Source organism: Paenibacillus sp. BK720 (genome assembly GCF_011761545.1).
Lineage (GTDB): Bacteria > Bacillota > Bacilli > Paenibacillales > Paenibacillaceae > Pristimantibacillus.
In genome coordinates this window covers 63370-86219 of record NZ_JAASRQ010000006.1, presented here as the reverse complement: position 1 = coordinate 86219, position 22850 = coordinate 63370, and the positions used below count along the sequence as shown (strand labels likewise).

General features: G+C 47.9%; 11 protein-coding genes. All 11 read left to right on the top strand.

What is annotated here, in order from left to right:
• Positions 1–44 precede the first annotated feature (44 nt).
• The 11 genes from FHT67_RS22110 to FHT67_RS22060 all read left to right on the top strand — a co-directional run bounded on the left by FHT67_RS22110 (position 45) and on the right by FHT67_RS22060 (position 22302).
• Entirely contained in the window at positions 45–2147 is a 2103-nt protein-coding gene (locus FHT67_RS22110; protein ID WP_132308832.1) for a DUF5693 family protein, read from the top strand.
• The gene (csaB, locus tag FHT67_RS22105; protein ID WP_167201365.1) at positions 2111–3265 is read left to right on the top strand and encodes a polysaccharide pyruvyl transferase CsaB; all 1155 of its coding nucleotides are present in this window, start codon (positions 2111–2113) and stop codon (positions 3263–3265) included. Before FHT67_RS22110 ends, csaB begins: the two co-directional genes overlap by 37 nt.
• Positions 3266–3323: 58 nt before the next feature.
• Positions 3324–4034 (top strand): WecB/TagA/CpsF family glycosyltransferase, encoded by a 711-nt coding sequence (locus FHT67_RS22100; protein ID WP_167201583.1) that lies wholly within the window; start codon positions 3324–3326, stop codon positions 4032–4034.
• Between the two features lie 105 nt (positions 4035–4139).
• Positions 4140–5276 carry a glycosyltransferase family 4 protein gene (locus FHT67_RS22095; protein ID WP_132308836.1) on the top strand — a complete coding sequence of 379 codons (1137 nt, stop codon included), beginning with the start codon at positions 4140–4142 and terminating at the stop codon, positions 5274–5276.
• Positions 5277–5714: 438 nt separating this feature from the next.
• Complete coding sequence (locus tag FHT67_RS22090; protein WP_167201364.1) at positions 5715–9833, top strand: S-layer homology domain-containing protein; 4119 nt, start codon at positions 5715–5717, stop codon at positions 9831–9833.
• Between the two features lie 505 nt (positions 9834–10338).
• Complete coding sequence (locus FHT67_RS22085; protein WP_167201363.1) at positions 10339–12936, top strand: S-layer homology domain-containing protein; 2598 nt, start codon at positions 10339–10341, stop codon at positions 12934–12936.
• 345 nt (positions 12937–13281) lie between these two features.
• The gene (locus tag FHT67_RS22080; RefSeq protein WP_208403443.1) at positions 13282–15216 is read left to right on the top strand and encodes a hypothetical protein; all 1935 of its coding nucleotides are present in this window, start codon (positions 13282–13284) and stop codon (positions 15214–15216) included.
• 110 nt (positions 15217–15326) lie between these two features.
• Positions 15327–15824, top strand: coding sequence for a hypothetical protein (locus FHT67_RS22075; RefSeq protein ID WP_167201361.1), 498 nt, complete (start codon positions 15327–15329; stop codon positions 15822–15824).
• A 114-nt stretch (positions 15825–15938) separates the two neighbouring features.
• On the top strand, positions 15939–16214 hold the full coding sequence (locus FHT67_RS22070) for an alpha/beta-type small acid-soluble spore protein (protein ID WP_167201360.1): 276 nt from the start codon (positions 15939–15941) through the stop codon (positions 16212–16214).
• Positions 16215–16484: 270 nt separating this feature from the next.
• Complete coding sequence (metK, locus tag FHT67_RS22065; RefSeq protein ID WP_015847319.1) at positions 16485–17693, top strand: methionine adenosyltransferase; 1209 nt, start codon at positions 16485–16487, stop codon at positions 17691–17693.
• A gap of 178 nt (positions 17694–17871) precedes the next feature.
• The gene (locus FHT67_RS22060) at positions 17872–22302 is read left to right on the top strand and encodes an Ig-like domain-containing protein (RefSeq protein ID WP_167201359.1); all 4431 of its coding nucleotides are present in this window, start codon (positions 17872–17874) and stop codon (positions 22300–22302) included.
• Positions 22303–22850: the final 548 nt, after the last annotated feature.

Genomic DNA, 22850 nt, shown 5'->3' with positions numbered 1-22850 from the left:
TCAGATAGGGATTACATTCGCAAGTGATTGAACGGAGGATTATTGTGCTTCAACGTTGGCAGCAATGGAACCGCAAAGCGATACTCTGGCTGTGGGTTATTGCAATTATTGGCGTGATCGCCGCAATGCCGATCGGTATGAATCGAATGAATATGGAAGCATCCTCGAAGTCCGTGGAATACGTATTCGATTATCGCGATCTGGTTGAAATCTCGGAATACCAGACGCGGCCGCAGCAGTTTATCGACGAGCAGCTTGAGAAAATGAAAGGCGCCGGCATTACGACAATGTCCCTGTACGAAAGCTCCCTGAAGGAGCTTTCCCAGGCCGGACGCCTGAAGTATTACAGCTCGAAGGATATCGCTCTGCTTCAAAGCAAGCTGGAGCCGGTAGGGCAGAACTTTACTTACATTCTGTTCAGCGGCCCGGAAGAAGAAGAAAAGATTGGACCGATCATCCGTCAGGCGATGGATCATGCCGGTGCCACATACCGCCCTTGGTCCTTTGACGGCCGCAACGGCCTTGTTGTTGAACTGCCGCTGCAATCCGTGCAGCTGCAGCCGATGGATTTTGACCCGATGACGCTTCAAACCCTGCATGACAAGGGCTTTCACATTCTGGCCCGTTTCTCGGACCGCGTGCTGCCTTACGATGAGGCCGCAACGGATGCGCAGCTGGCCCGTCTGAAGGAAGTCGGCGTAACGCGCGTATTATTTGACGGTGCTACGGTGAAGGGCTATAAGGATCAACCTGTGCTCCACAGCCTCAATTCGTTCGCTGAATTGCTTAACAAATACGGCATGGGAATCGCAACGATCGAGAACTTGAAAAAACCTCAATCCGGCATAAATAAATTAGCATATATTACAAATTATAATATCGTGCGCTTGTATTCCCTGTCGGCTGAAGACGCTATCGGCAAATCGCCGGAGGTGCTTACCGACCGCTTCCTGCTTGCCGCGAAGGACCGCAACATTCGGATGTTCTTCCTGAATGCCGGCGTGCAGACAAGCCTGGAGAAATCGGCCGTCGTAAGCGGTCTTGATAATCTCTACATCACGATGAAAGGCAAAGACGGCCTGGTGCAGCGTTTGACCGATGCCGGCTTCTCGCCGAATCTGGCGCAGCCGTTTGACGTGAAGCATCCGTCTTATATCAAGCCGCTTAAGATGGTCGTAGCCGCTGGCGCGGTCGCTCTAATCGCGCTGTTGATTAACGTATTTATCCCGGGCACGCTGATTCCGCTTTATTTGATCGGTCTCGTGGGCGCGGCTGGCCTGTTCCAGATTAACAGTCCGCTTGCCGAGCAGGCGCTGGCGCTTGGAGCGGGCATCAGTGCCCCGACCCTTGCGCTAGTGTGGGTCATGAATCGCGTCTATGCCCGTACCGAGGGCAGTCTCCGCACGGTGGGCGGAGCTGCCTGGAATGGACGAGCCGGCGCTTCCGGCGAAGGCAAATGGGTGTTCGAGGGGCTGACAGCCCGCCGCCGCCTTGGCCTCGCGGTCACCTGGTTTATCGTAACCGCGCTGATCTCGCTGATGGCGGTACCGTTTGTATTCGGTCTTTTGAACAATATTACGTATAGCATGGTGCTGCAGCAGTTCCGCGGCGTCAGCCTGCTTCATTTGGCGCCTATCGGCTTAACGGCGATCTACGTGCTGCTCTATACCGGCAACTCTCCGGTACGCCGCATCCGCAAGTTTGCCAATATGCCGATTACGGTGTTTATGGTCGTTGCTCTCGTGGTAATTGCCGTAGTAGGCATGTATTACCTGTCGCGTACGGGCAACGAGGGCTCGGCTTCGTCGCTGGAGCTGACGTTCCGCAACTGGCTGGAGCAGACGTTCGGCGTTCGTCCGCGGAGCAAGGAATTCCTCTTGGCGCATCCGCTGCTCCTGGCAGGCCTGTTCTTGGCGCTTCGTTACCGCGCAGCGTGGGTGTTCATTATTGTAGGCTCGATCGGGCAGCTATCGATGGTCGATACGTTCGCTCACATTCATACGCCGCTGTACATTTCGATTATCCGCGTCTTCCTCGGTCTTGGTCTTGGGGCGATTATCGGGCTGATCTTGATCGGCGTGTGGCAAGTGGTGGAAGGGGTATGGCGTAAATGGTCACCGGGACTGATAAAAAAACTTTCCGAGTAGTGATCTCCGGCTATTACGGTTTTCGCAACAGCGGCGATGAGGCGGTCCTCCGCTCCATCCTGCTGGCGTTAGCCGAGCAGGGCGAGGCTAACGGTATTCGCATTCAGCCGGTCGTGCTGTCGGCCGACCCGGCTTGGACAAGCCGCATGTACGGCGTGGAAGCCGTCCGGAGGATGCATCCGAAGGACGTGCTGAACGCGCTCCGTGCAAGCGACGGGCTGATCAGCGGCGGCGGAAGCCTGCTGCAGGATGCCACAAGCGCCAAGACGATTCCGTATTACACCGGAATCATCAAGCTTGCCCAATGGCTTGGCAAGCCGACGTTTATTTATTCGCAAGGGATCGGGCCGGTAAACCGTCGCTGGATGGATCCGCTTATCCGCTCGAGCATGCGGAAAAGCGCTTATGTGTCGGTGCGGGACGCCGAATCCGCCGAGCTATTGAAGCGGATTGGCGTTGCGCCTGGCCGGATCGAGGTTGTACCCGATCCGGTGATGGGGCTGCCGCTGCCGGCTGGCGCGGCAGCGGGGCGGGCGCAAGCCGCCGATGATGCGGCGGCTGTGCCCGTGCTGGGCGTGTCCTTGCGGCATTGGCGCAAGGACGGCGCCGATCTTGGCCGCGCGGCAGACGCGCTGGCCGAGCTTGCCAGCCGCCGCCCGGTGCGGCTGCGGTTCCTTCCGTTCCATACGCCGGACGATGCGGAAGCATCGAAGCTGGTTATGGAACGGCTCAGCGGCAGGCTCGCCGAAGGAAGCTCGGCGGAGCTGGCCGCCCCTGGCGACGACCCCCAGCAAATGCTGCTGGAGGTGAGCCGCTGCGACGCGCTTTTCGGCATGCGCCTGCACGCGCTCATCTACGCGGCGAACCAGATGGTTCCGATGCTTGGCTTATCGTACGATCCGAAGATCGATCAGTTCCTTCACCGTCTTGGTCTAACGGCGGTCGGCACGACCGAACAGCTTGATCCGGCTGCCTTCGCGGACAGCGCCCAGCGGCTGCTGGACGACGCAAACGGCTGGAAAGAGCAGCATCGCGAAGCGATCGAACGATTAAGACAACAATCGCAGCAACCGGCGCAACAAATCGCGCAGTTATTGCGTCATACCATATCGAGGTGATTTTCACTTGTCGAAACAAGTCCCAACGGTGCCGATTTACGGAATTCCATTCTCCAAGATGAGCATGGACGAGACGGTCAGTTATCTAACAGAAGCAATTGAGCAGAAGCGCCAGACGCATGTCATTACGGCTAATCCGATTATGGTAATGTCGGCTGTTGAAAGCCAGGATTACTACAAGATGATGAGAAAAGCCGAGCTTATCGTACCGGACGGTGCGGGAGTCGTATGGGCGGCCAATTATGTGGGTACCCCGGTGACAGAGCGCGTAACGGGCTTTGACCTGTTGCATCGTCTTATGCAAGAAGGCGAAAAACGGAAATGGACAGCTTATTTGCTTGGCACATCGCAGGAAATTATTGAAGCGGCGGCCGAGAAGCTGCAGCTGCAATATCCGCAGGTTCGCATCGTAGGCTGCCGCAACGGCTACTTTGGCCCTGATCAGGACGCGGAAGTAATCGAAGCGGTTCGGCAGGCAGCACCGGATTTACTGTTTGTGGCACGGGGCGCGGAAACGCAGGAGCCTTGGATTGCCAAATATAAGAAGCAGCTTGGAGTCCCGCTTATTATGGGAGTTGGAGGAAGCTTCGATATTATTGCAGGCAAGCTGAAAAGAGCGCCATTGCTGTTCCAGAAGCTGCGTTTGGAGTGGTTTTACCGGTTATTACAGGAGCCGAAAAGGCTGCCAAGAATGATGGTATTGCCGAAATTCGTCGTGAAAGTGGTTCGCGATAAAGAAAACGTCAAGAAACCACGCCCTACTACGTAATAACCTCCCAAAACCGTTGAAAATACGTGAAAACGGGATTTGGAGTTTCTTCTTCTGTCGGAGTATAATTCACTTCGGTAGAAAGAAAAAGGGGAGCTGCACAATATGCCAGCAGGCTTACTGTACACACTAGGATTTATCATATCTCTAATAATAGCTCTAGTTATGACACCGCTAGTTAAAAAATTCGCTTTCAAGGTTGGAGCGATCGATAAACCGAATCACCGCAAGGTACATACGCGGATTATGCCCCGTATGGGCGGTCTCGGGATCTATCTTGCATTCGCAGTCGGATTTCTCATTCTGATGCCGTTTATTCCGGACGGATTGCTGAACCACGAGGGAGAGAATCTGATCCGCGCCGTTCTGGTTGGCGGTACGATGATTATCCTCATCGGCGCGTTTGACGACCGTTTCGAGCTGTCGGCCAAGGTGAAGCTGGTTGCCCAAATCGCTGCGGCTTGCGTAGTCGTGTTCGGCTTTGGCGTCAAGATCGACCTGCTGAACGTACCCTTTGGCGCAACGATGCAGCCAATCGAAGCATGGGTATCCATTCCGATTACGATTTTCTGGATTGTGGGCGTTACGAACGCAATCAACCTGATCGACGGTCTGGACGGGCTGGCAGGAGGAGTCTCCGCCATTGCGATCGGTACCATCCTCGTGATGGCGATCATCATGGGCAACGTGCCGATTATCCTGCTCAGCGTTCTGCTCTTGGGCGGTATCGTTGGATTCCTGTACTTCAACTTCCATCCGGCCAAAATCTTTATGGGCGACTCCGGCTCCTTGTTCCTGGGCTTCTGCCTGGCGATGCTGTCGATGACGAGCTTCAAGCAGATTACGATCGTATCGTTCGTAACTCCGCTGCTTATCATCGGTGTACCGCTGTCCGATACGTTCTTCGCGATCATTCGTCGCCTTGTGAACAAGCGTCCGATCTTTGCGCCGGACAAAGGACATCTGCATCATTGTCTGCAAGAGCTTGGTTTCAGCCATCGCAAGACTGTGCTTATCATCTGGAGCGTGGCTGCGGTGTTCGGCGGATTTGCGGTTCTGCAATCGACCGTTGTGCAATCATCCTCCGCGAATTGGATTACGTTTATCGTGATCTGTCTGGTCATCTTCAGCCTTCAGATTGGCGCGGAGCTTATCGGGATCGTGGACAAAACGCGCCGTCCGCTTATCAACTTCTTAAACCGCATGTTCCGTCCGAAGGTAGATGCGAGAAGCTCGAAATAATCGTTATTTTATTACATGTGTGCAAAAAGGTTGTTCCAAGCGGCAAACGAAAGTTTGCTGCTGGGACAACCTTTTATTTTTGCGTTTTAGTGGATTAGGCCCTGCTCGGGTCTTAAGCACATCAATTCTCCTCAGCTTCCGCTCAATAAAGCCCTCGCAGGGTCTTATCTATTTACGAAGAATTTAGCCTAGTGATTGATAATCATTAAAATTTCTTTATAATTCCAATCTGCCAAATGAACTAACATTTTAGGGCCAGGGGACCGATAACAACAGTACAGAACTATTCTTCAACCGAAGACAGTGAGGGAGGAAATAAATCGGAACATACAGCTTACTTACAATCGGCCTCTAATTGCAATGTCAACCAGTTGGAACCGTCGATCGTTCAATTATTCATTAACGCTAACAGCCATTACATAAAGGAGGATCATCGTTTTGAAAAAGCTATTATCCCTTGTGCTGTCACTGGCGCTTCTAATTACGCTGCTGCCGCCGTTTAGTACACCGCACAAAGCATCCGCCGCGGGAACGTATTTCCTGTTTCCGAATGAGCAGTACACGTCAGGCAGTGCAAGGATCACTACGGACCAGCGCGTAACCCTGAAAGGTACCATCAACAATGTCGTGGGTAACTCGATCAGCTACAGCGTTTACAACGTGTCGGTTAGCGGCGGCAAAGAGACCGTCGTCAATTCGATCGAGAATCAGACGGCCAATATTGCTTTAAGCGGAAACAATATCTCCGTTAATAACGTGGAATTGTATCCGGGCCTTAATAAGCTGACGTTTAAAGGCATCTACGGCACTTCCACCGTCAGCGAATCGATTTATATTGAATATCGCAACAGCCCAATGCTTTACGACTTGACGGCAACGATTCGCGGTACAAGCTATCCGATTTTGGAGGATCAGACTACGGTTCTGCAATCGGCTTTGTCCGACGGCAAGACAAGCGAAGATATCTCCATCAGCGGTAAAGCGCCAAACGCAACCAAAGTTTCGGTTTCCGTAAACGGCAAGAGCTACGAATATAACGTATCCGATGCGGGAGATTACAAGTTTGTTGCCTCTCCGTTAAACATCAAGACAGGCAAAAATATAGTAACGATCCGCGTGTACAATAACAGCCAGGTTGTAGAAACAACAAGGGAGATTGCGTTCTATAACGGTTCTTCGACCTTCTACGATATGTCGGTATCGGATGGCACAACCTCTATTGATCTGGATAAAACATCGGATCTGTCTGTTGGTGCCAATAAGAATCTTACCCTTTCGGGTAAAGCGATTATTCCTGTAAAATATGCGAATAACGCTTATACTCCGGATGTATCGGACTTTGCCAATCTCGCAAGCCGCTTTCTGTTTTTGCCGCAGTGGTCGGGCGGCCAGAACTATCAGCCTATAGCGACAGACATTAAAGCTGTAAGCCCGGATCAGAATTCCATTACGCAGACGACGAAATATATTACAGTCTCGTTCAGTTTTGCTATTGGCAATACATCCTCTACCGGTTTATCGTACGAAACGCCTTACCGGTTCAAAATGCAGGGCTATAACGTGGTGGACGATGAATCCCAACAGTCCCCAACCTATACATTGACGCTTCATAACAGCAATCTTCCATACATCTATGACGTCAATTACTTAACCGGCTATACCGCAGGCATGAAAGGCGATCTTACCAAGCTTCAGGTACTGGAAGGCACCGACATTGAAAATGCGAATATTTATTCCCTTCCGATGGGCGTTGAAGTATTGGTTGGCAACTACACTTCGCTTGGCAGCAATTATAATAATATCGTAACGTTGGTAGACAGTGCGGGTCAGCCATTGCAAGCTTCTGCCGGTATCACCTTCAGCCAAGATACGGTGAACCAAATCGTTTATCGTAATGTCAACGGCGTTTCCGTGCCATTCCTGCGTTTGTTTATGGAAGTATCGAAGCTGCCGACTGCAGGTACCCAGCTGTTGAATTTCAAAGTAGCCGGCAACACTGCGCTTAAATCGGCAACGATCAAGCTGCTGTACGGTCCGTTCGTGAAATACGACAGCTTGTACAACGGCATGCAAATTAATTACGACACTACCATGAAGGTTAACGAAGGCATTGACTACATCTTCGATCAGCTTAGTAATTTTGCTGGTCAATTCATGAATATAGCCAATGAGGACGAGATCGTTTATGCTGGCGATTCTAAACCGCAAACCGTTTTCTTCTATATTAATAACGTAGAAGTTCCGCTCGAGCAAAATGGTTCTGCAACAAAGACTAAGTTCAAACTTGCTGTAAAAAAAGACGCAAACGGCGTAGACACAATAAAAGCAACAGCCTTTGGCGTTTTGAACAAAACAGGTGAAAACACCTTTAAAATCGTTTACAAGACATCCAAGAACAACTATGAAAACACAGTAAAAATCAATATCGTTCCAACCAATCTGCCATCTATTCCGGCAGCAAATACGGACGGCGTATATCCGTACAGCGTGAATTTGCAAGAGCCTCTTGCTAACGATCCTAACTTTACGAATGTATCGAATATCTTCTCGACAAAAGAAGCCCGCATGAACGTATACGGTACGTTCGATTTTGTTGATCTTGGCGATGATACCTTAGAAATCGCGAATAAAATGGCAGAACTAAAGGATCCCGATGGAAATCCGCTTACTAATGACAGCGTGCTGACTAACTACATTCTAAAAGTAAGCTCTCCAAACTTTGCTAAGGATGTTGTATGGGATTTAACCAAGGAATTTACTCCAACCTCTAATGGCAAACCGGTGGGAACGGCTATTAACCCGAATGCAACTGTAGCCGGCATTAAAGTGTATTACGATGTGACCAATCAGTATTTCTATTTCATCATGGAAGATCAAGAAATTCCTGAAGACGGCAGTGCGCAGGTCTATACGTTCACCGTATTTAACAGCGGCGAAGCAGGTCCGCGCGCGACTTACCGACTTGAGGTTGACCCAGTGGCTATTCCGTATACCGTGCTTGCACCAGTTACGGAAGAGCGTAATCTGAACTCGAACTTTGTTGACGTCATTATTGCTTCCCCGGGAGCGGATTCGATGACGATTAACAAGCTTGCGGCCAAGAAGGTTACTTATCTTGATTACAGCCAAGATCCGGTTACTCCGGTGCCGATCGAAGCATACAAGGTTCGTGTAACAGGCTTAAAAGCCAATAAAGAGACAGCTATTCCGATTGTTATTACCCGCGGCAAGGATAAAATCACGGATTCCTTAACCGTTAATTATGAACCGGCGAATATTCCCGGCGCACAGTATACGGAAACGATGGCAAGCTCCCATAAAGTATTTGACGGCAGCCTGGCATTAACTTTCCCGAAAAACACCAAGCTTGTTCGTCCTTCTTACAACTCGACAAGCAACAATTCAAGCCAGATCTACAGCGGCAACCAGCTTCTGTTCGGTATTGCGAATCCTACGGATGGCGTAATCAACCGTTATGAATTCAGAAGTCAGCCTGCAGACTATTGGTCTGAAAATGCAGTTGGTTCGTATTACTTGAGCGAGTTTTTCTCGGATCGTTTCATTAAAGTAAGCTCGCTCTTCTGGATCGACGGAGGCCTGGCGGATGACGATGCTACCAAAGCCTATGATCCGGTAACAAGCGGTCAGGACCCTTATCCATACGCAATGGTTCAAGGGGACCCAACCCAACAATTCTTCAAGCGTTTCAGCAGTGGTAGAGAAGTTGTTCCATCCCTATCGGGTACACTGACGTTGTCCTATGATCCTAATATCTCGCAAGGCGCCGGAACCGTTGTAACGGTATTCCGTTACGATCCATACGAGAATGTGTGGGAGAACATGGGTGGTACAGTAGACGAGAAGAAACACACCATTAAGGTACCGTTCCAGAAGTTTGGCTACTATGTAGTAGGCAAACTGACGTATGGCTTTAATGATATCAACGACCATTCATATGCACGTAATGCAATGGAGGCTATTTTCGCTAAAGGCGTTATGAACGCAGAAGATCCTACAGGCATCTTTGGTGCAGACCAATACGTATCCCGAGGCGAATTCGCGCGTATGATCGTTAAAGCGCTGAGCATTCCTTTGAATTATGAAGGACCAAAGCATTTTATCGATGTGCCGGTTGATCCGATCTTGAATATTGACGCCCTCTATGATTACCGTTATATTGAGACAGCTGCTAGAGCGGGTATCATACGAGGCACTCAGCCCGTAACCTTTGAACCGGATACGAAGTTGACGCGCCAAGACGCATCGGTTATTCTAGCAAAAGCGCTTAATCTGAAGCTGGAGACAAACGCAGCAAAAGCCAAAGCCGCACTGGATAAAGCGTTTAAGGATTCCGCGAACGCCGATTACTATGCGGTACCATCGATTCTTGCGATTCAGAAAAAGGGCTTTATCCAAGGCTCTATGATTAATCCTAACGATAAGAAAGCCGGCTATGTGTTTGAACCTAGAGCAAGACTGCTGCGCAGCGACGCATCCATCTTAATCGCCAAAGTTATGGCGAGCAACAAAACATTGCCTGCAATTTACGCGAATTAATGGGGTAGAGCAGCTCGGCTCTCGGCCGATCTGCTCTATTTATTTTATTGCTATTAATTTCTAAAGTAAGTTTATCCATGGAAAATGTTTTGCAATGACGAGATTGATAGGCCAAGCTATACTAAGTACATACCTAGGGAAGGGTAGCAATACATAAACAACCGAATCGAAAAAAAACTCAGAACTTTTTTTGAACTGAGCGCAACTTTTTGAGCTACTGTGCGTTTAATTACATGACATTGCAAAAACGAGGCATGTAGTACCTTGGGACTACTATTATTCCTGTAAGTGGAATGATTTCTCAACTTCCTCTTTACGCTGTGAGTAGCCCATTGTATAATGTTAAAGTGGTAGGTCTTCTCTAGTATTATATTTATATTGTTTTTTCGTAGGTTTACGAGTTTCTGCGACATGTTCTTACATAGGGTTGAAGCATGGAAGCAGACATCATTTATATTATTTTATTAATTTATGCTCTTAACTCGGGGAAGGGGGTGAATCGGCTATGAGAAAAACGAGCAATTCATTTTCTAAACAAAACTCTCAACAACCGAAGGTATTTAGAGGAGGAGAAAAAAAGGTTATGAAGAAAAGTTTACTTTCGCTGGCACTCGCTGGCTCCATGCTTTCCGCTTTGGCAGTTCCTGCATTTGCAGCTACTCCATCTGACGTAGTTGGCAAACCAGTACAATCCGCTGTAGAGCGTCTGTCCGCTCTGGGCATTCTGCAAGGTTATGCAGACGGCACTTTCAAGCCAGATAACTCGATCACTCGTGCAGAACTGGCTAAAATCATCGTTGTTGCAACTGGCAACGAAAGTGCAGCGCAACTGATGGCTAACACAGCTCCAACGTTCAAAGACGTTAAAGCTGGTGCTTGGTACACTGGTTACATTAACGTTGCTGCAACTAAAGGCTTCATTCAGGGTTATAACGGTAAATTCCGTCCGAACGACACAGTTAAATTTGAGGAAGCAACTGCAATCTTGGTTCGCGCTCTGGGGTACCAAGACAAGTATCTGTCCGGTTCGTGGCCTTACAACGTGTTGCTGCAAGCTAACGAACTCGGTATCTTCGATGGCGTTGACATTGCAAAAGGCGCTAACGCTAACCGTGGCACAGTTGCTGAGCTTACTGATAACACTCTTGGTCAGCACATTGTAAATTACAACACTGACAAATTGGCATACGATGTTACTTCCGCAACTTTGATTGAAAAAGTTGGTTATAACGAGTCTGCTGTAGTTACAGCTGCTGCTTTTGATGCCAACGGCAAACTTACTCTTAACACTGGTGCTAAAACACTGGATAAAAACTTCTTCATCACAGACGGCAAAAAACTGGCTGATCTCCTTGGCCATACTGTGAAAGTGCTTTACACTAAAGACAAAACTAAAGTTCTTGCTCTTACTGATGCACAAGAAGCAACTCGCGTTGTAACAGTAACTGCGAATGCTGCAGTTTCTGGTGTTAAAGCTAACAGCACGTTCAAATTGAATGGTGTTACTTACGCAACTGCAGCAGGTACGACAGCTGCGCCATTCAATGTTTATGACAACACTGATGCTGTACAAACTGCTACTTACGACATTAAAAATGGTGCATCCGTACAATTGTTCCTGAATGCTGATGGCACTCAAGTTCAAGCGGTTGTTGTTGATAACTGGGATGCTAACCAAGTTGTTAAGTCCATCACTAACTACACTAGCTACAGCAAAATCCTGACTCAAGCTAATAAAACTTTCAAAGTTGACTCCACAACATCCGTAATTCTTGACGGCAAAGTAGCTAAAATTGCTGACCTGAAAGAAAACGATGCTATCAATGTGGTTGAATCCACTAAGACTGGTGTAGCAACTAAAGTTGAAGCAACTCGTAAAGTTGTTACAGGTAAGCTGGAAGCTGTAGGTAAAGATGGATCTGACACTACTTACAAAGTAGCAGGAACAACTTACCTCTACAAAGGTTTGACTACTGCAGCTGACGTAACTAAAGTTGGAACTGAGTACACTTACGTACTGAACAAAGACAACCAAGTGGTATACGCTTATACTGCATCTGCAGTTGACAACAGCCAATATGCTGTTATCTACGATGTAGATGACAACGGTGGCAAACTGTACAGCGTTATCTCTAACGGTGTAGTTGTTAATGACAACATTAAAGTAGTTTACTACGCATTGAACGACAAACAAGTTCACACAGTATACACTACTCACCTTGAGAATTTCGATGATGCTACTAAAGCTGGTGTTGATTACAACTATTTGGATGGTGCATTGGTTAAACTTGCGTTTAATTCCAATGACTCCTTGATCGACCTGAGCGCTGGACTTGACAGCACACCAATCAAAGGTGTAGCAGTTACTTCTGTATCGTCTTCTCTGTTGACTGCAGGATCTAACTATATTCTTGACGGTAACACTACTTACCTGAAAGTTGCTTTGAATGGCACTAATACAACTGTAACAGCTGCAACAGCTGCAGACGTTACAACTGGCACTCAAGTTGCAGTTAAAGCAACTGCTGGTAAAGCTAACTATGTAATCATTACATCTGTTGGCAGCACAGCTACACTTCCAACTGTTCAAGGTCTGTACCAAGGTCTGTCTAAAGTAGAAACAAGCGCTACATCTGCTTCTTATGGCGTGAAAATCAAAAAAGACGGCGAAACTAAGACGTATGCTGTTTCTAAAGATGTATACACATACTTCGAAACTGCAGCCCTGAAGACTAATGATATCGTACAACTCGTAGATAACCTTACTACAGAATCTGTGTATGACGGCCTTCCAGCTGCTGGTAAAGAGTTGTTCGTGAAACAAAACGCATATGCAACAACACTTGATGCTGTTGATACAGATGCAAAAACATTCACGATTAATACTAACGTGAAGTTTGTAGAGACTTCCAACACAAGATACTACTTGGTAGATGGCGATACTATCTCTGATGCTGGTATCACTGATGTTCTTGATGCAAAAGACGGCTTTGGTACTACTGAAGGTAAATACCAAATCGTTGTTCAAGACACAGGTACTGATTACGGTACTTACAACGAAGCAGGCGTAGTTCTGATCGTTAAACAACACCCTGCTAGCTAATTTTATTAAACTAGAAAGCTGAGAGCTTAAGCTCTCAGCTTTCTTTTTGTTTCTATAGGACATGTTCACATGCAGTTCATATACATTCGATATAGTTACGGATATAGGCGGAGTAAACATTTTTGAGATGTGCCGAAACTTATGGGATTCCATTCTCGTCTATTAAAGTAAATCTAATTATACGGAGTGAATGTGACAATGCGGAAAAGCTTTAAACGATCGACTATGCTTGTATCCCTCCTCGTCGCCTTTGTAATGCTTCTCAGTGCGATACCGGTGTCTTTCGCTGCATCAAGTTCATCTGTCAATAAGAAGATGTACGTAACGAAAAATTCGTATGTACAGTTGACGGATGCCAGCATAGTTCCAAGTGCGAATGGGGCTACTGCAAGCTTCACCTTTGAATTTTATAATGGTGATAGCTCAGCTATTAATCTTGTAGACTATTGGGCACGTTTGAAATCGACAAGCGGAACCAAATATACGCTAACTTTGTTAGACAAGGCAAACAAGAAAACGATCAGCCCGAAGGCTAGCACGACCCTCACTTTTTATAGTGCGGTTGGCTCGATGGTTACACTTGATCAGCTGATTCTGAATTTCGTGAAGTTCGATTTCTCGGTCTCCGGTTATGAGAAAACCATTGGATCATTTACATTCCCTGCCGGCTATAATAATGATATTAAGCTAGGTGGATACAAAACTGTTAAAATTAGCAGTTCTAATGTAAACATGCGCGTTGATCAAAATACCGTTTCGAAAACAACGGACTACTATAATGTAAACTTATCTTTTGTCGCACGTAATACTAGCCAATTCGGGGTTGCGATTCCGGAATATAATTACTACTTAAAAACATCTAGCGGTCTGTACAAGCTGAAGTTGAAAAATACTTCAGACTCCAATTTGACATTAGAACCAGCTGTACTTAACTCCATTCGATTGACAGGTTCGATTCCTAACACAGTATCCACTTCGGGATGGAAGCTAGTTATTACACAAAAGGTAGGAACAGACAGCAGCCAAGTCGAATTACCTGTAGCTTCGTTTATGGTTCCATTCTCACTGGATACAACTCCTGGAACTGCTAAGCAGACTTTCACGGATGAAAAAGGCACATATGAGGTAGAATTACAATCCGTTCAACGTATGCCTTGGGGGAATGACGACAATGTCATTGCGAAACTATCGGTTAAAAACAAAGAGTCTGTCTATCTGCCACTACCGGAACTGACAGGTACAATCGTACTTGATGAGAACATTACGATTAACGGACAGACAGTTAAGAATACAGGTGATATTGGATTAGCACCTGGCGCTTCTACAACAATTACATTTATCGGTAAATTACCGAATGCTTATAACTGGAAAAAGTTTGAACTTCAGCTCAATGAAAAGTCGGGTACTGAGGATGTTCAAGTTGCTGAAGTAACAAAATCTGCAATTACACCAATCTATTCAGTTTCTGCAGGCAGTGTTTACACACAAAAATCTATTGGATCTGAAATGAGCGCTAAAGTTACAGATGTTCGAACGTACAAAGGTGATCTCACCGATACTTATGCAGTATTCATGGATGTAACAAATAATCAGACACGCAGCAAAGTGATGCCTCAATGGACGGGATACTTTAAATCTGCTGCCGGTAACTATTATGAAGCAACTATTCAGAAGACGGCTACTTCTGTAACACCGGGCAACAAGGAACAGATTATTGTTTACACTCAACTTCCAAGTAATGTGAGTCGCGAAGGTTTGCAGTTGCTGCTTGGGGAAGCAATTGATTCCAATGGTCTCATTAAAGGTGCAACCGGCACTCCAACTGGTTACATCCGCGGTGTATTATTCGGATTACCTACAGAGAATTCAGATCTGACAAATAGTCATGCACTAAAAGTAGGACCTTACAATATTGATTTCAATTACTTCAATGTATATGCAAATGGTGAAACAGTGTACTTTACGGTTGGAAGTAAGGTACAACGTGATTATAGTTATGATGGGTTTACACAATCCAAACTAACTATGGAACTAGAGTATGAGCCGGCGAGTGATGTGTTATGGTCGCAAACCATTAATCTAGAGGGCAAAGCAGAGAATAGCTTAACCTGGAAAATTGGCGACAACTACAATGCTTTCAATAAGCAAATGGCTGAAAATAAATACTGGCCAACCTACACTCTGAATGTTTATGAAACGGTTAATGGCAGCAAGAAAAAGCTGTTTTCGAAAGATATCAGATTCTCAGAGTTCATCAACTGGCTTGACGGCCAACATTAATAGTTCAGAAATAACTGGTTAATCCCATTCAAATCTAGTATCTTAATAGAAGATACTAGATTTGTTTGCGTAATTTTGCGTAATTGCGTTAAGAAAGGAGCTTGTCGAAATTGAAGAAGTATGCACTACGGATTGTACTCGCTGTTGTTCTTGTAGGAGCAGGCATTATTGCTGGGGTGAACTGGCCGACAACCCTTGAGGCGGAATCAAATGCGGCTGTGCCGGGTTCTGCCGATGATCCGGTTGTAACCAAGAGCTATGTGGATGAACAGATTGCCAAAGCTGGTGGTTCTAACGGAGGCGGAACAACGCAGCCGGAAACCGGCGGTGCAAGCGCGAAGCTTGACGTTGTATCTGTCCCTAACGGAAAAATCCTCATTGCGAACGAAGGTACGGAGGTTGTCGTGCGTTCAGGTAAAGCCGTTGTATATAGTACGGACGCAAATGGTATTGCGGATTTGACGGATGGCAAAGATTTAACGAACGGCAAAACCATCACGGCTAACCATCATATTTTGTTCCCGCGCGCAGGACGTGGTATTACTACTGCTCCTACATATAAAGGTTCGTTAACTGTATTAGTACGCGGCAGCTATGTTATTCAATAAGCTTGGATGTTATAGAACATTTTACCCGTACAGTAAATAAGTTATACGCTTCAAACCGCCCGGAAGGACACACAATAAAGCCACGTTCCTAATTTAAATGGAGGTGTTCTTATTATGGGTCGTCGTTCTTCCAACAGAGTGGTTGTACCGGAGTGTAAGGAAGCGCTGAATCAAATGAAGTATGAGCTTGCAGCGGAGCTTGGCTTATTTGCTTCTCATGGTGTAAGCGTTGGTGCTGACACAGAGTTTGCGGACGAGCTTGGCGGAGTAAGCGGCGGTACTCGCATTCAATGGCGGGAAGTAACAAGCCGCGATGTTGGTTCGATCGGTGGCAGCATTACGCAGCGTCTGGTTGCCCAAGCCGAAAAAGTGTTAAACGGCTACGCTTAAATTCTAAGCATTATAAGTTTCTTCTAATAAATACAGCTTAGAATTCTCCGGTTTGAAACGCGTTCTGCCGGTTAAGGCCGGCGAAGACGTTTCGACCTTGAGCGGAATCTTATATTGTATCAAAAATTGGTATCCGTTGACACCAAGCGACATTTTCGGTATTATACTGTTTTAGAGAGTTGTCTAACAACCTTTTCCTACGGGAAAAGGTTCATTTTTTGTGTAGGATGTCTGCACTTATTTCATACTAGCTGTAGGAGGTTGATACGGATGTCTGTAAAAGGTCGTCACTTGTTTACATCGGAATCGGTTACAGAAGGCCACCCGGATAAGATTTGTGACCAAATCTCGGATGCTGTTCTGGACGCGTTTCTGGAAGCGGACCCTTACGCTCGCGTAGCTTGCGAAGTTTCGGTTGCAACTGGTCTTGTACTTGTTATTGGAGAAATCAGCTCCCGTGCTGATTATGTCGATATTTCCGCTATTGCTCGCCGTACAATTAAAGAAATTGGTTATACGCGTGCAAAATACGGTTTTGACTCCAGCACTTGCGCGGTGTTGACATCGCTGAATGAACAATCCGCGGATATTGCTCAAGGCGTTAACGCTGCGCTTGAGAGCCGCGACGGTAAAGACGTTCAAAAGGAAAACGAAGATATCGGTGCCGGCGACCAAGGCCTGATGTTTGGTTTTGCTACGAACGAAACTCCTGAGCTGATGCCTTTGCCAATCGCATTGTCGCATCGCATTGCTCGCCGCCTGTCTGAAGTTCGTAAGAACGACACGCTGGGCTACCTGCGTCCGGACGGTAAAACGCAAGTTACAATCGAGTACGTGGACGGTAAACCGGTTCGCGTAGACACAATCGTCGTATCGACTCAACACGCTGAAGAAATCTCGCTGGAGCAAATCCAAAAGGATATCCTTGAGCATGTTATTAAGCCGGTTGTTCCTGTTGAATGGCTGGATGAGCAAACGAAATACTTCATTAACCCTACAGGCCGTTTCGTAATCGGTGGTCCTCAAGGCGATGCTGGTCTGACTGGCCGCAAAATCATCGTTGATACTTACGGCGGTTATGCACGTCATGGCGGCGGCGCATTCTCCGGTAAGGATCCAACGAAGGTTGACCGTTCCGCAGCTTATGCGGCTCGCTATGTAGCTAAGAACATCGTTGCTGCAGGTCTGGCTGACAAATGCGAAATCCAATTGGCTTATGCCATTGGCGTAGCGCAACCAGTATCGATCAACGTTGACACTTACGGCACTGGCAAAGTATCAGAAGAGCTTCTGGTTGACGTGATCAAAAAGAACTTTGATCTTCGCCCAGCAGGCATTATCAAAATGCTTGACCTTCGCCGTCCAATCTACGCTCAAACCGCTGCTTACGGTCACTTCGGCCGTACGGATGTGGATCTCCCTTGGGAGCGCGTGGACAAAGCAGAAAACCTTAAAGCAGACGCACTTGCTGCGAAATAATTGCTTTCATAACAAAGCCTTGAATCTTCGGATTCGGGGCTTTTTTGTTTTGATCTTTCTGGAAAGTGCAACCTTTTCGCTCCGGTTATCGACTAATACCTAGTTAGCCTAAATTTTTCAAGTTGATTTGCCGACAAATAGGGTACAAGTGTATTTAGCTGGGGAGTGATTGCGGGAAATGTTAGTACGAAGCCGATTAAGTTTCATGATAGCTGTCTTATTAGTGCTCCAACTCGTTCTTACGGGTTGGTCAGAGAACACTCGCGTAGCACAAGCTGCATCAAGCGGACCTATCGTTGCAGGCATGAGTCCGGCGGATAATGCAATTGGGGTCACGCCTGCAAGCGATTTGACGCTGACTTTTGATGAGGCCGTTACGAAAGGCGCCGATTCGGCGGTTATATCCATTTATAACTACAATACAAGCGATATTGTCGAGAGCATTCCGATGTCTTCTTACAAAATTAGACTCGATGCGACAGGCCGAACAGCTACCATTAATCCGGATGCAATCTTAAATGTAAATACGGATTATTACGTATTGATCGATTACGGCGCTTTTGCCAACATATCTAACGGTGCTTATTATGCCGGCATTTCCAGTGCGACGACATGGAACTTTAGAACGGCAGCCGTTGTGGATACCGCTGGCCCAACGATTGTTGTGAAATCGCCGGATGCGGGCGCAACGAAAGTGGCTGTGGACAGTAAAGTGATCCTTCAGTTTAGTGAACCTGTCTATGCCGCAAGCGGCAGCGTGACATTAAGCAGCCTGACCGATACGAAAAATATTCCGGTAACCTCAAGCATGGTGCAAGGCAGCGGTACAAGCACGATTACAATTACGCCAAATACTCCGCTGGACTCCAATACCGACTATTCGGTTACGATTCCGAGAACGGCTTTCCAAGATGGCGCAGGCAATGTGATGGAGACGGGTGGCGCTTCGTATGTCAATTGGAGCTTCCGTACGGATCTGGCGCCTCTTACTATCGTCACGGCTACGCCGGCAAATTATGCGACTTCCGTATCCGTCTTAACGGATAAGCTGACCATGACGTTCGACCACAATATTGCGGCCGGAACCGAAAAGTTTATTGAAATCAGAGACGTGAAGAACAACACGACTTTTGCCAGAATCAAGACTAGCTCATCGCAAGTGGCGATTACGGGAACGACAGCAACCGTTACTTTGCCGGCAAGTCCTAGATTTAACGCTAATACCTCATACTATGTGTTAGTGGATGCGGGAGCTTTTATCGAGACGGACTCGGGCTCTAATTATCCATTCCCGGGAATTGCTAATGCTGCGGCGTGGAATTTTACAACCGGGTATGGCAATGATACGACCAAGCCGGCTCTTAAGAGCCTCACGCCAACAGCTGGCGGTATTCTGACCGCTACAACAGGCAAGCTTGTATTAACGTTTACGGAGCCTGTCTTTCAGGACAGCGGTACAATCGAGATCCGTACGGTAACGAGCGGCACCTTGTTCCGCTCCATTCCGGTTACTTCCGGCCGGGTATCCGGCGGCGGTACGGACACGATTACCATTGATGCAACAAGCGCATACGGCGGCGAAGCGGCAAAAGCTTTTGTGAATAATACCTCTTACTATGTAACTTTCGGAAGCCGCGCTTTTAAGGATGGAGTAGGGTTGTATTATGACGGGTTAACGAGCTCATCCAGTTGGAGGTTTACGGTTACGCAGGATAATGTGAAGCCGACTCTGGCCGCTACTTCACCAGCCAACAGTTCAACCTCGGCTGATCCCAATGGGACTTTGTCCGCAACGTTTAGCGAAGCCGTACAATCGGGCAGCGGACAGATCTGGATTCAATGCGTGAGCAGCACCAGCAGTCAATGCGCGACACCGTCGGTAGGAACCTCGGTATCCGTAGATCCGCTGAACAACAAGAAGCTTATTATTACACCAAACCAGGCTCTTCAGGCAGGAACGGCTTATTACGTCGTTATTGACCCGGATGCGGTAACCGATCTGGCCGGCAATACGTTTAACGGCATTCAGAACGAATACCAATGGGCATTCAAGACGCTTGGCGGGGATACAACGCCTCCGGCGATTTCGAAGCTGGAAGCCAACGGATCAACGATCGTTATGACTTATAACGAAGACTTGATGGAGAACTCGATTCCTACGGCCGGTAGCTTCTATATCACAGTTGATGGCGCATACCGCTCCGTTATCGGCGTTTCGGTATCCGGACCAAAGGTTACGTTAAAATTGTCCAGCAACATCGTAGACGGGCAGCAAGTGAAGCTGTCGTATTCCAAGCCTTCGGTTGCAACGCTGGGCATTCGGGATCTTTCGGGCAACCAGGCGCTTAGCCTGGCTTCCCAGACGGTAACGACCGCCGTGGACACAACCCAGCCGCAGCTGACGGGAGGGACCGCTGCAGGCGGGATCGTAACCTTGATCTTCTCGAAAAATCTGGCTTCGGTCAGCAGCTATGCTTATTCACAATTCAGCGTTTATGTTGGGGGTAATTACTACACGCCAACATCCGTGTACAGTACGGCAAATAAAGTTATCCTAGCTGTGAATACTTCAATTGATTCAAGTTCGAGCGTTCGAGTATCCTACAGTGCCGGTTCTTACCCGCTGCAGGATGCTGCAGGCAATAAAGTAAGCAATTTCAGCAACATTTCATTATCCAGCACGGTGGATACCTCGCTGCCAACGGTGCAAACCATTGACGCTTACGGTTCTTCCATCATCATTACTTATAATAAAACGCTGGATTCGACCAGAAGACCGTCAACCAGCCAGTACAGCGTACTTGTGAACAACTCGCTGCGCAGCGTAACGCAGGTAACCGTCTCCGGTCCACAGGTCCTTCTTACGGTAAGCCCGGATATTACAACCGGTTCGACCGTTAAAGTGTCCTATTCCAAGTTATACACAGCCTTATCAGACTTGTCGGGCAATGAAGCGGCAGCATTTACGAATGCGACGGCTTCGATAGGAAACGGTTCGTCTACGGATACCGGTTTATACGGGGCGGTGGTCAAAGGAACCAAATTGACCTTGTCCTTCTGGAAAACGCTCAATTCTTCCTATGCGCCATCCTCCGCCTACTTCTCGGTGAAGGTTAATAATTCGGCGGACCCGGCCACTAACGTAACCATTAGCGGCAATAGCGTTGTACTGACCCTTGCCCAAGCACCTGGCGTTGGCGATGCGGTAACCGTTACTTATTACGCCACTTCTACTAACAGCTTGCGCACGTCAGACGGCACGGTGATCAACAGCTTTACAAATGTGACGGTAGCCAATCAGACAACGCTAATTGATTCGCTGCCTGGCGGTTATGAAGAAGCTAGCGGTGGAGGCATCGGATTAACGACTTCGATGGCCACGCAAACATCGGATATTTCGCCTGCAGGCTATACGACTACCCGTTATACAATCCAAGCCGATAAGCTGTCTACCGCTTTTTCGGCGGCCAGAAGCGCGGGAATCAGCAATGCGCGGGTTGTTTTTGAGGTGCCAAGTTCCGAGAGAGCGGCGGTTGTAGCCGTTCCGTTAACGGTATTGGAGACGGCTTACCGTTCAAGTAACGGATCGTCTTTTGTCGTACAGTACGGAACAAGCTCCTATGAGATTCCGCTTAGCGCGCTGGCTTTCAAGAGTATGGCGTCCCTGATGGGATCGAGCTCAACAACTGGCAACCTTTTGATTAAAATTGAAAAGGGCTCTAACTCGAATACCAGTGGTTTAACTTCGGCTATCAGTAAAGCGGGGGCATCCCTCTTGTCGACGCCAATTACGTTCGAGACCTCGGTAGTGAACGGGACGACCGAAAAGAATCTTTCGGAATTTGGCGGCTATGTCAAACGGAGCTTTGAGTCGTTAGTAGCTGCAAATTCGAGCAACAGCGCGGTTGTGTGGCTGGACCCGCAAACCGGCAAGCTATCGTACGTGCCAACCACATTCTCTACGGAGAACGGCACGAATATGGTAACGTTCAAGCGGAAGGGCAACAGCTCTTATGCTCTGGTCAGCGGTTCATCGAGGTTTACCGATATCGGCTCGCATTGGGCGGGTTCAACGATCAAGATGATGTCGAACAAATTCATTATCGAAGGTCGTTCGGGATCCACAACGAAGTTTGATCCGCAAAGCTCCATTACCCGCGCGGAATTCGCGGCGTATATTGTTCGCGGTCTCGGATTGTCCGGAAGCCGGAGCGATGCTTCGAAGTACAGGGATGTAACAGGGGGAACCGTTACAGCGGCTTATATCGGCGCTGCGTCCAAAGCAGGCATCGTAACGGGCAACACGGACGGTACGTTTAAGCCGAACAGCCCGATAACTCGCCAGGAGATGGCGGTTATGATGTCCCGTGCCACAAAGGCTGCTGCGGTGACAATCACTCTGCCACAGTCGGAAACGACTTACCTGTCCAAATTCAGCGACCGGACGAAAGTAGCGTCCTGGGCGAAAAGCGACCTGGCTAAAGCCGTATATATGGGCGTTATCACCGGCCAGACCGAAACCACCTTCGGCCCAACCAAAAACGCTACTCGCGCCGAAGCGATCGTTATGATCAAACGATTGCTCGAGTATGTAGATTTGCTAGGATGATTTAAATTTTGAGCCCCGTCGCAGCGATATTCTCGCAGCGGCGGGGCTATTTCTGTTTTCTGGGCCGGTGGGGATTATGGTGTGATAAGACCCTGCGAGGGTCTTATTAATCGGGATGGCTGACGGAAGCGAGAAAATGGTGGGGTTGCAGCGTGATAAGACCCTGCAAGGATCTTATTGGTAGTAAATGTAGCTAGTTTGAAGTCGATAAGACCCTGTCAGGGTCTTATTAACGGGGAGATGGCTGACGGAAGCGAGGAAATGGTGGGGATGTAACGTGATAAGACCCTGCGAGGGTCTTATTGGCAGTGAAAGTAGCTAGTTTGGAGTGGATAAGACCCTGTCAGGGTCTTATTTACCGGGATTGCTGACGGAAGCCAGAAAATGGTGGGGTTGCAGCGTGATAAGACCCTGCGAGGGTCTTATTGGCAGTGAAAGTAGCTAGTTTGGAGGGGATAAGACCCTGTCAGGGTCTTATTTACCGGGATTGCTGACGGAAGCCAGAAAATGGTGGGGTTGCAGCGTGATAAGACCCTGCGAGGGTCTTA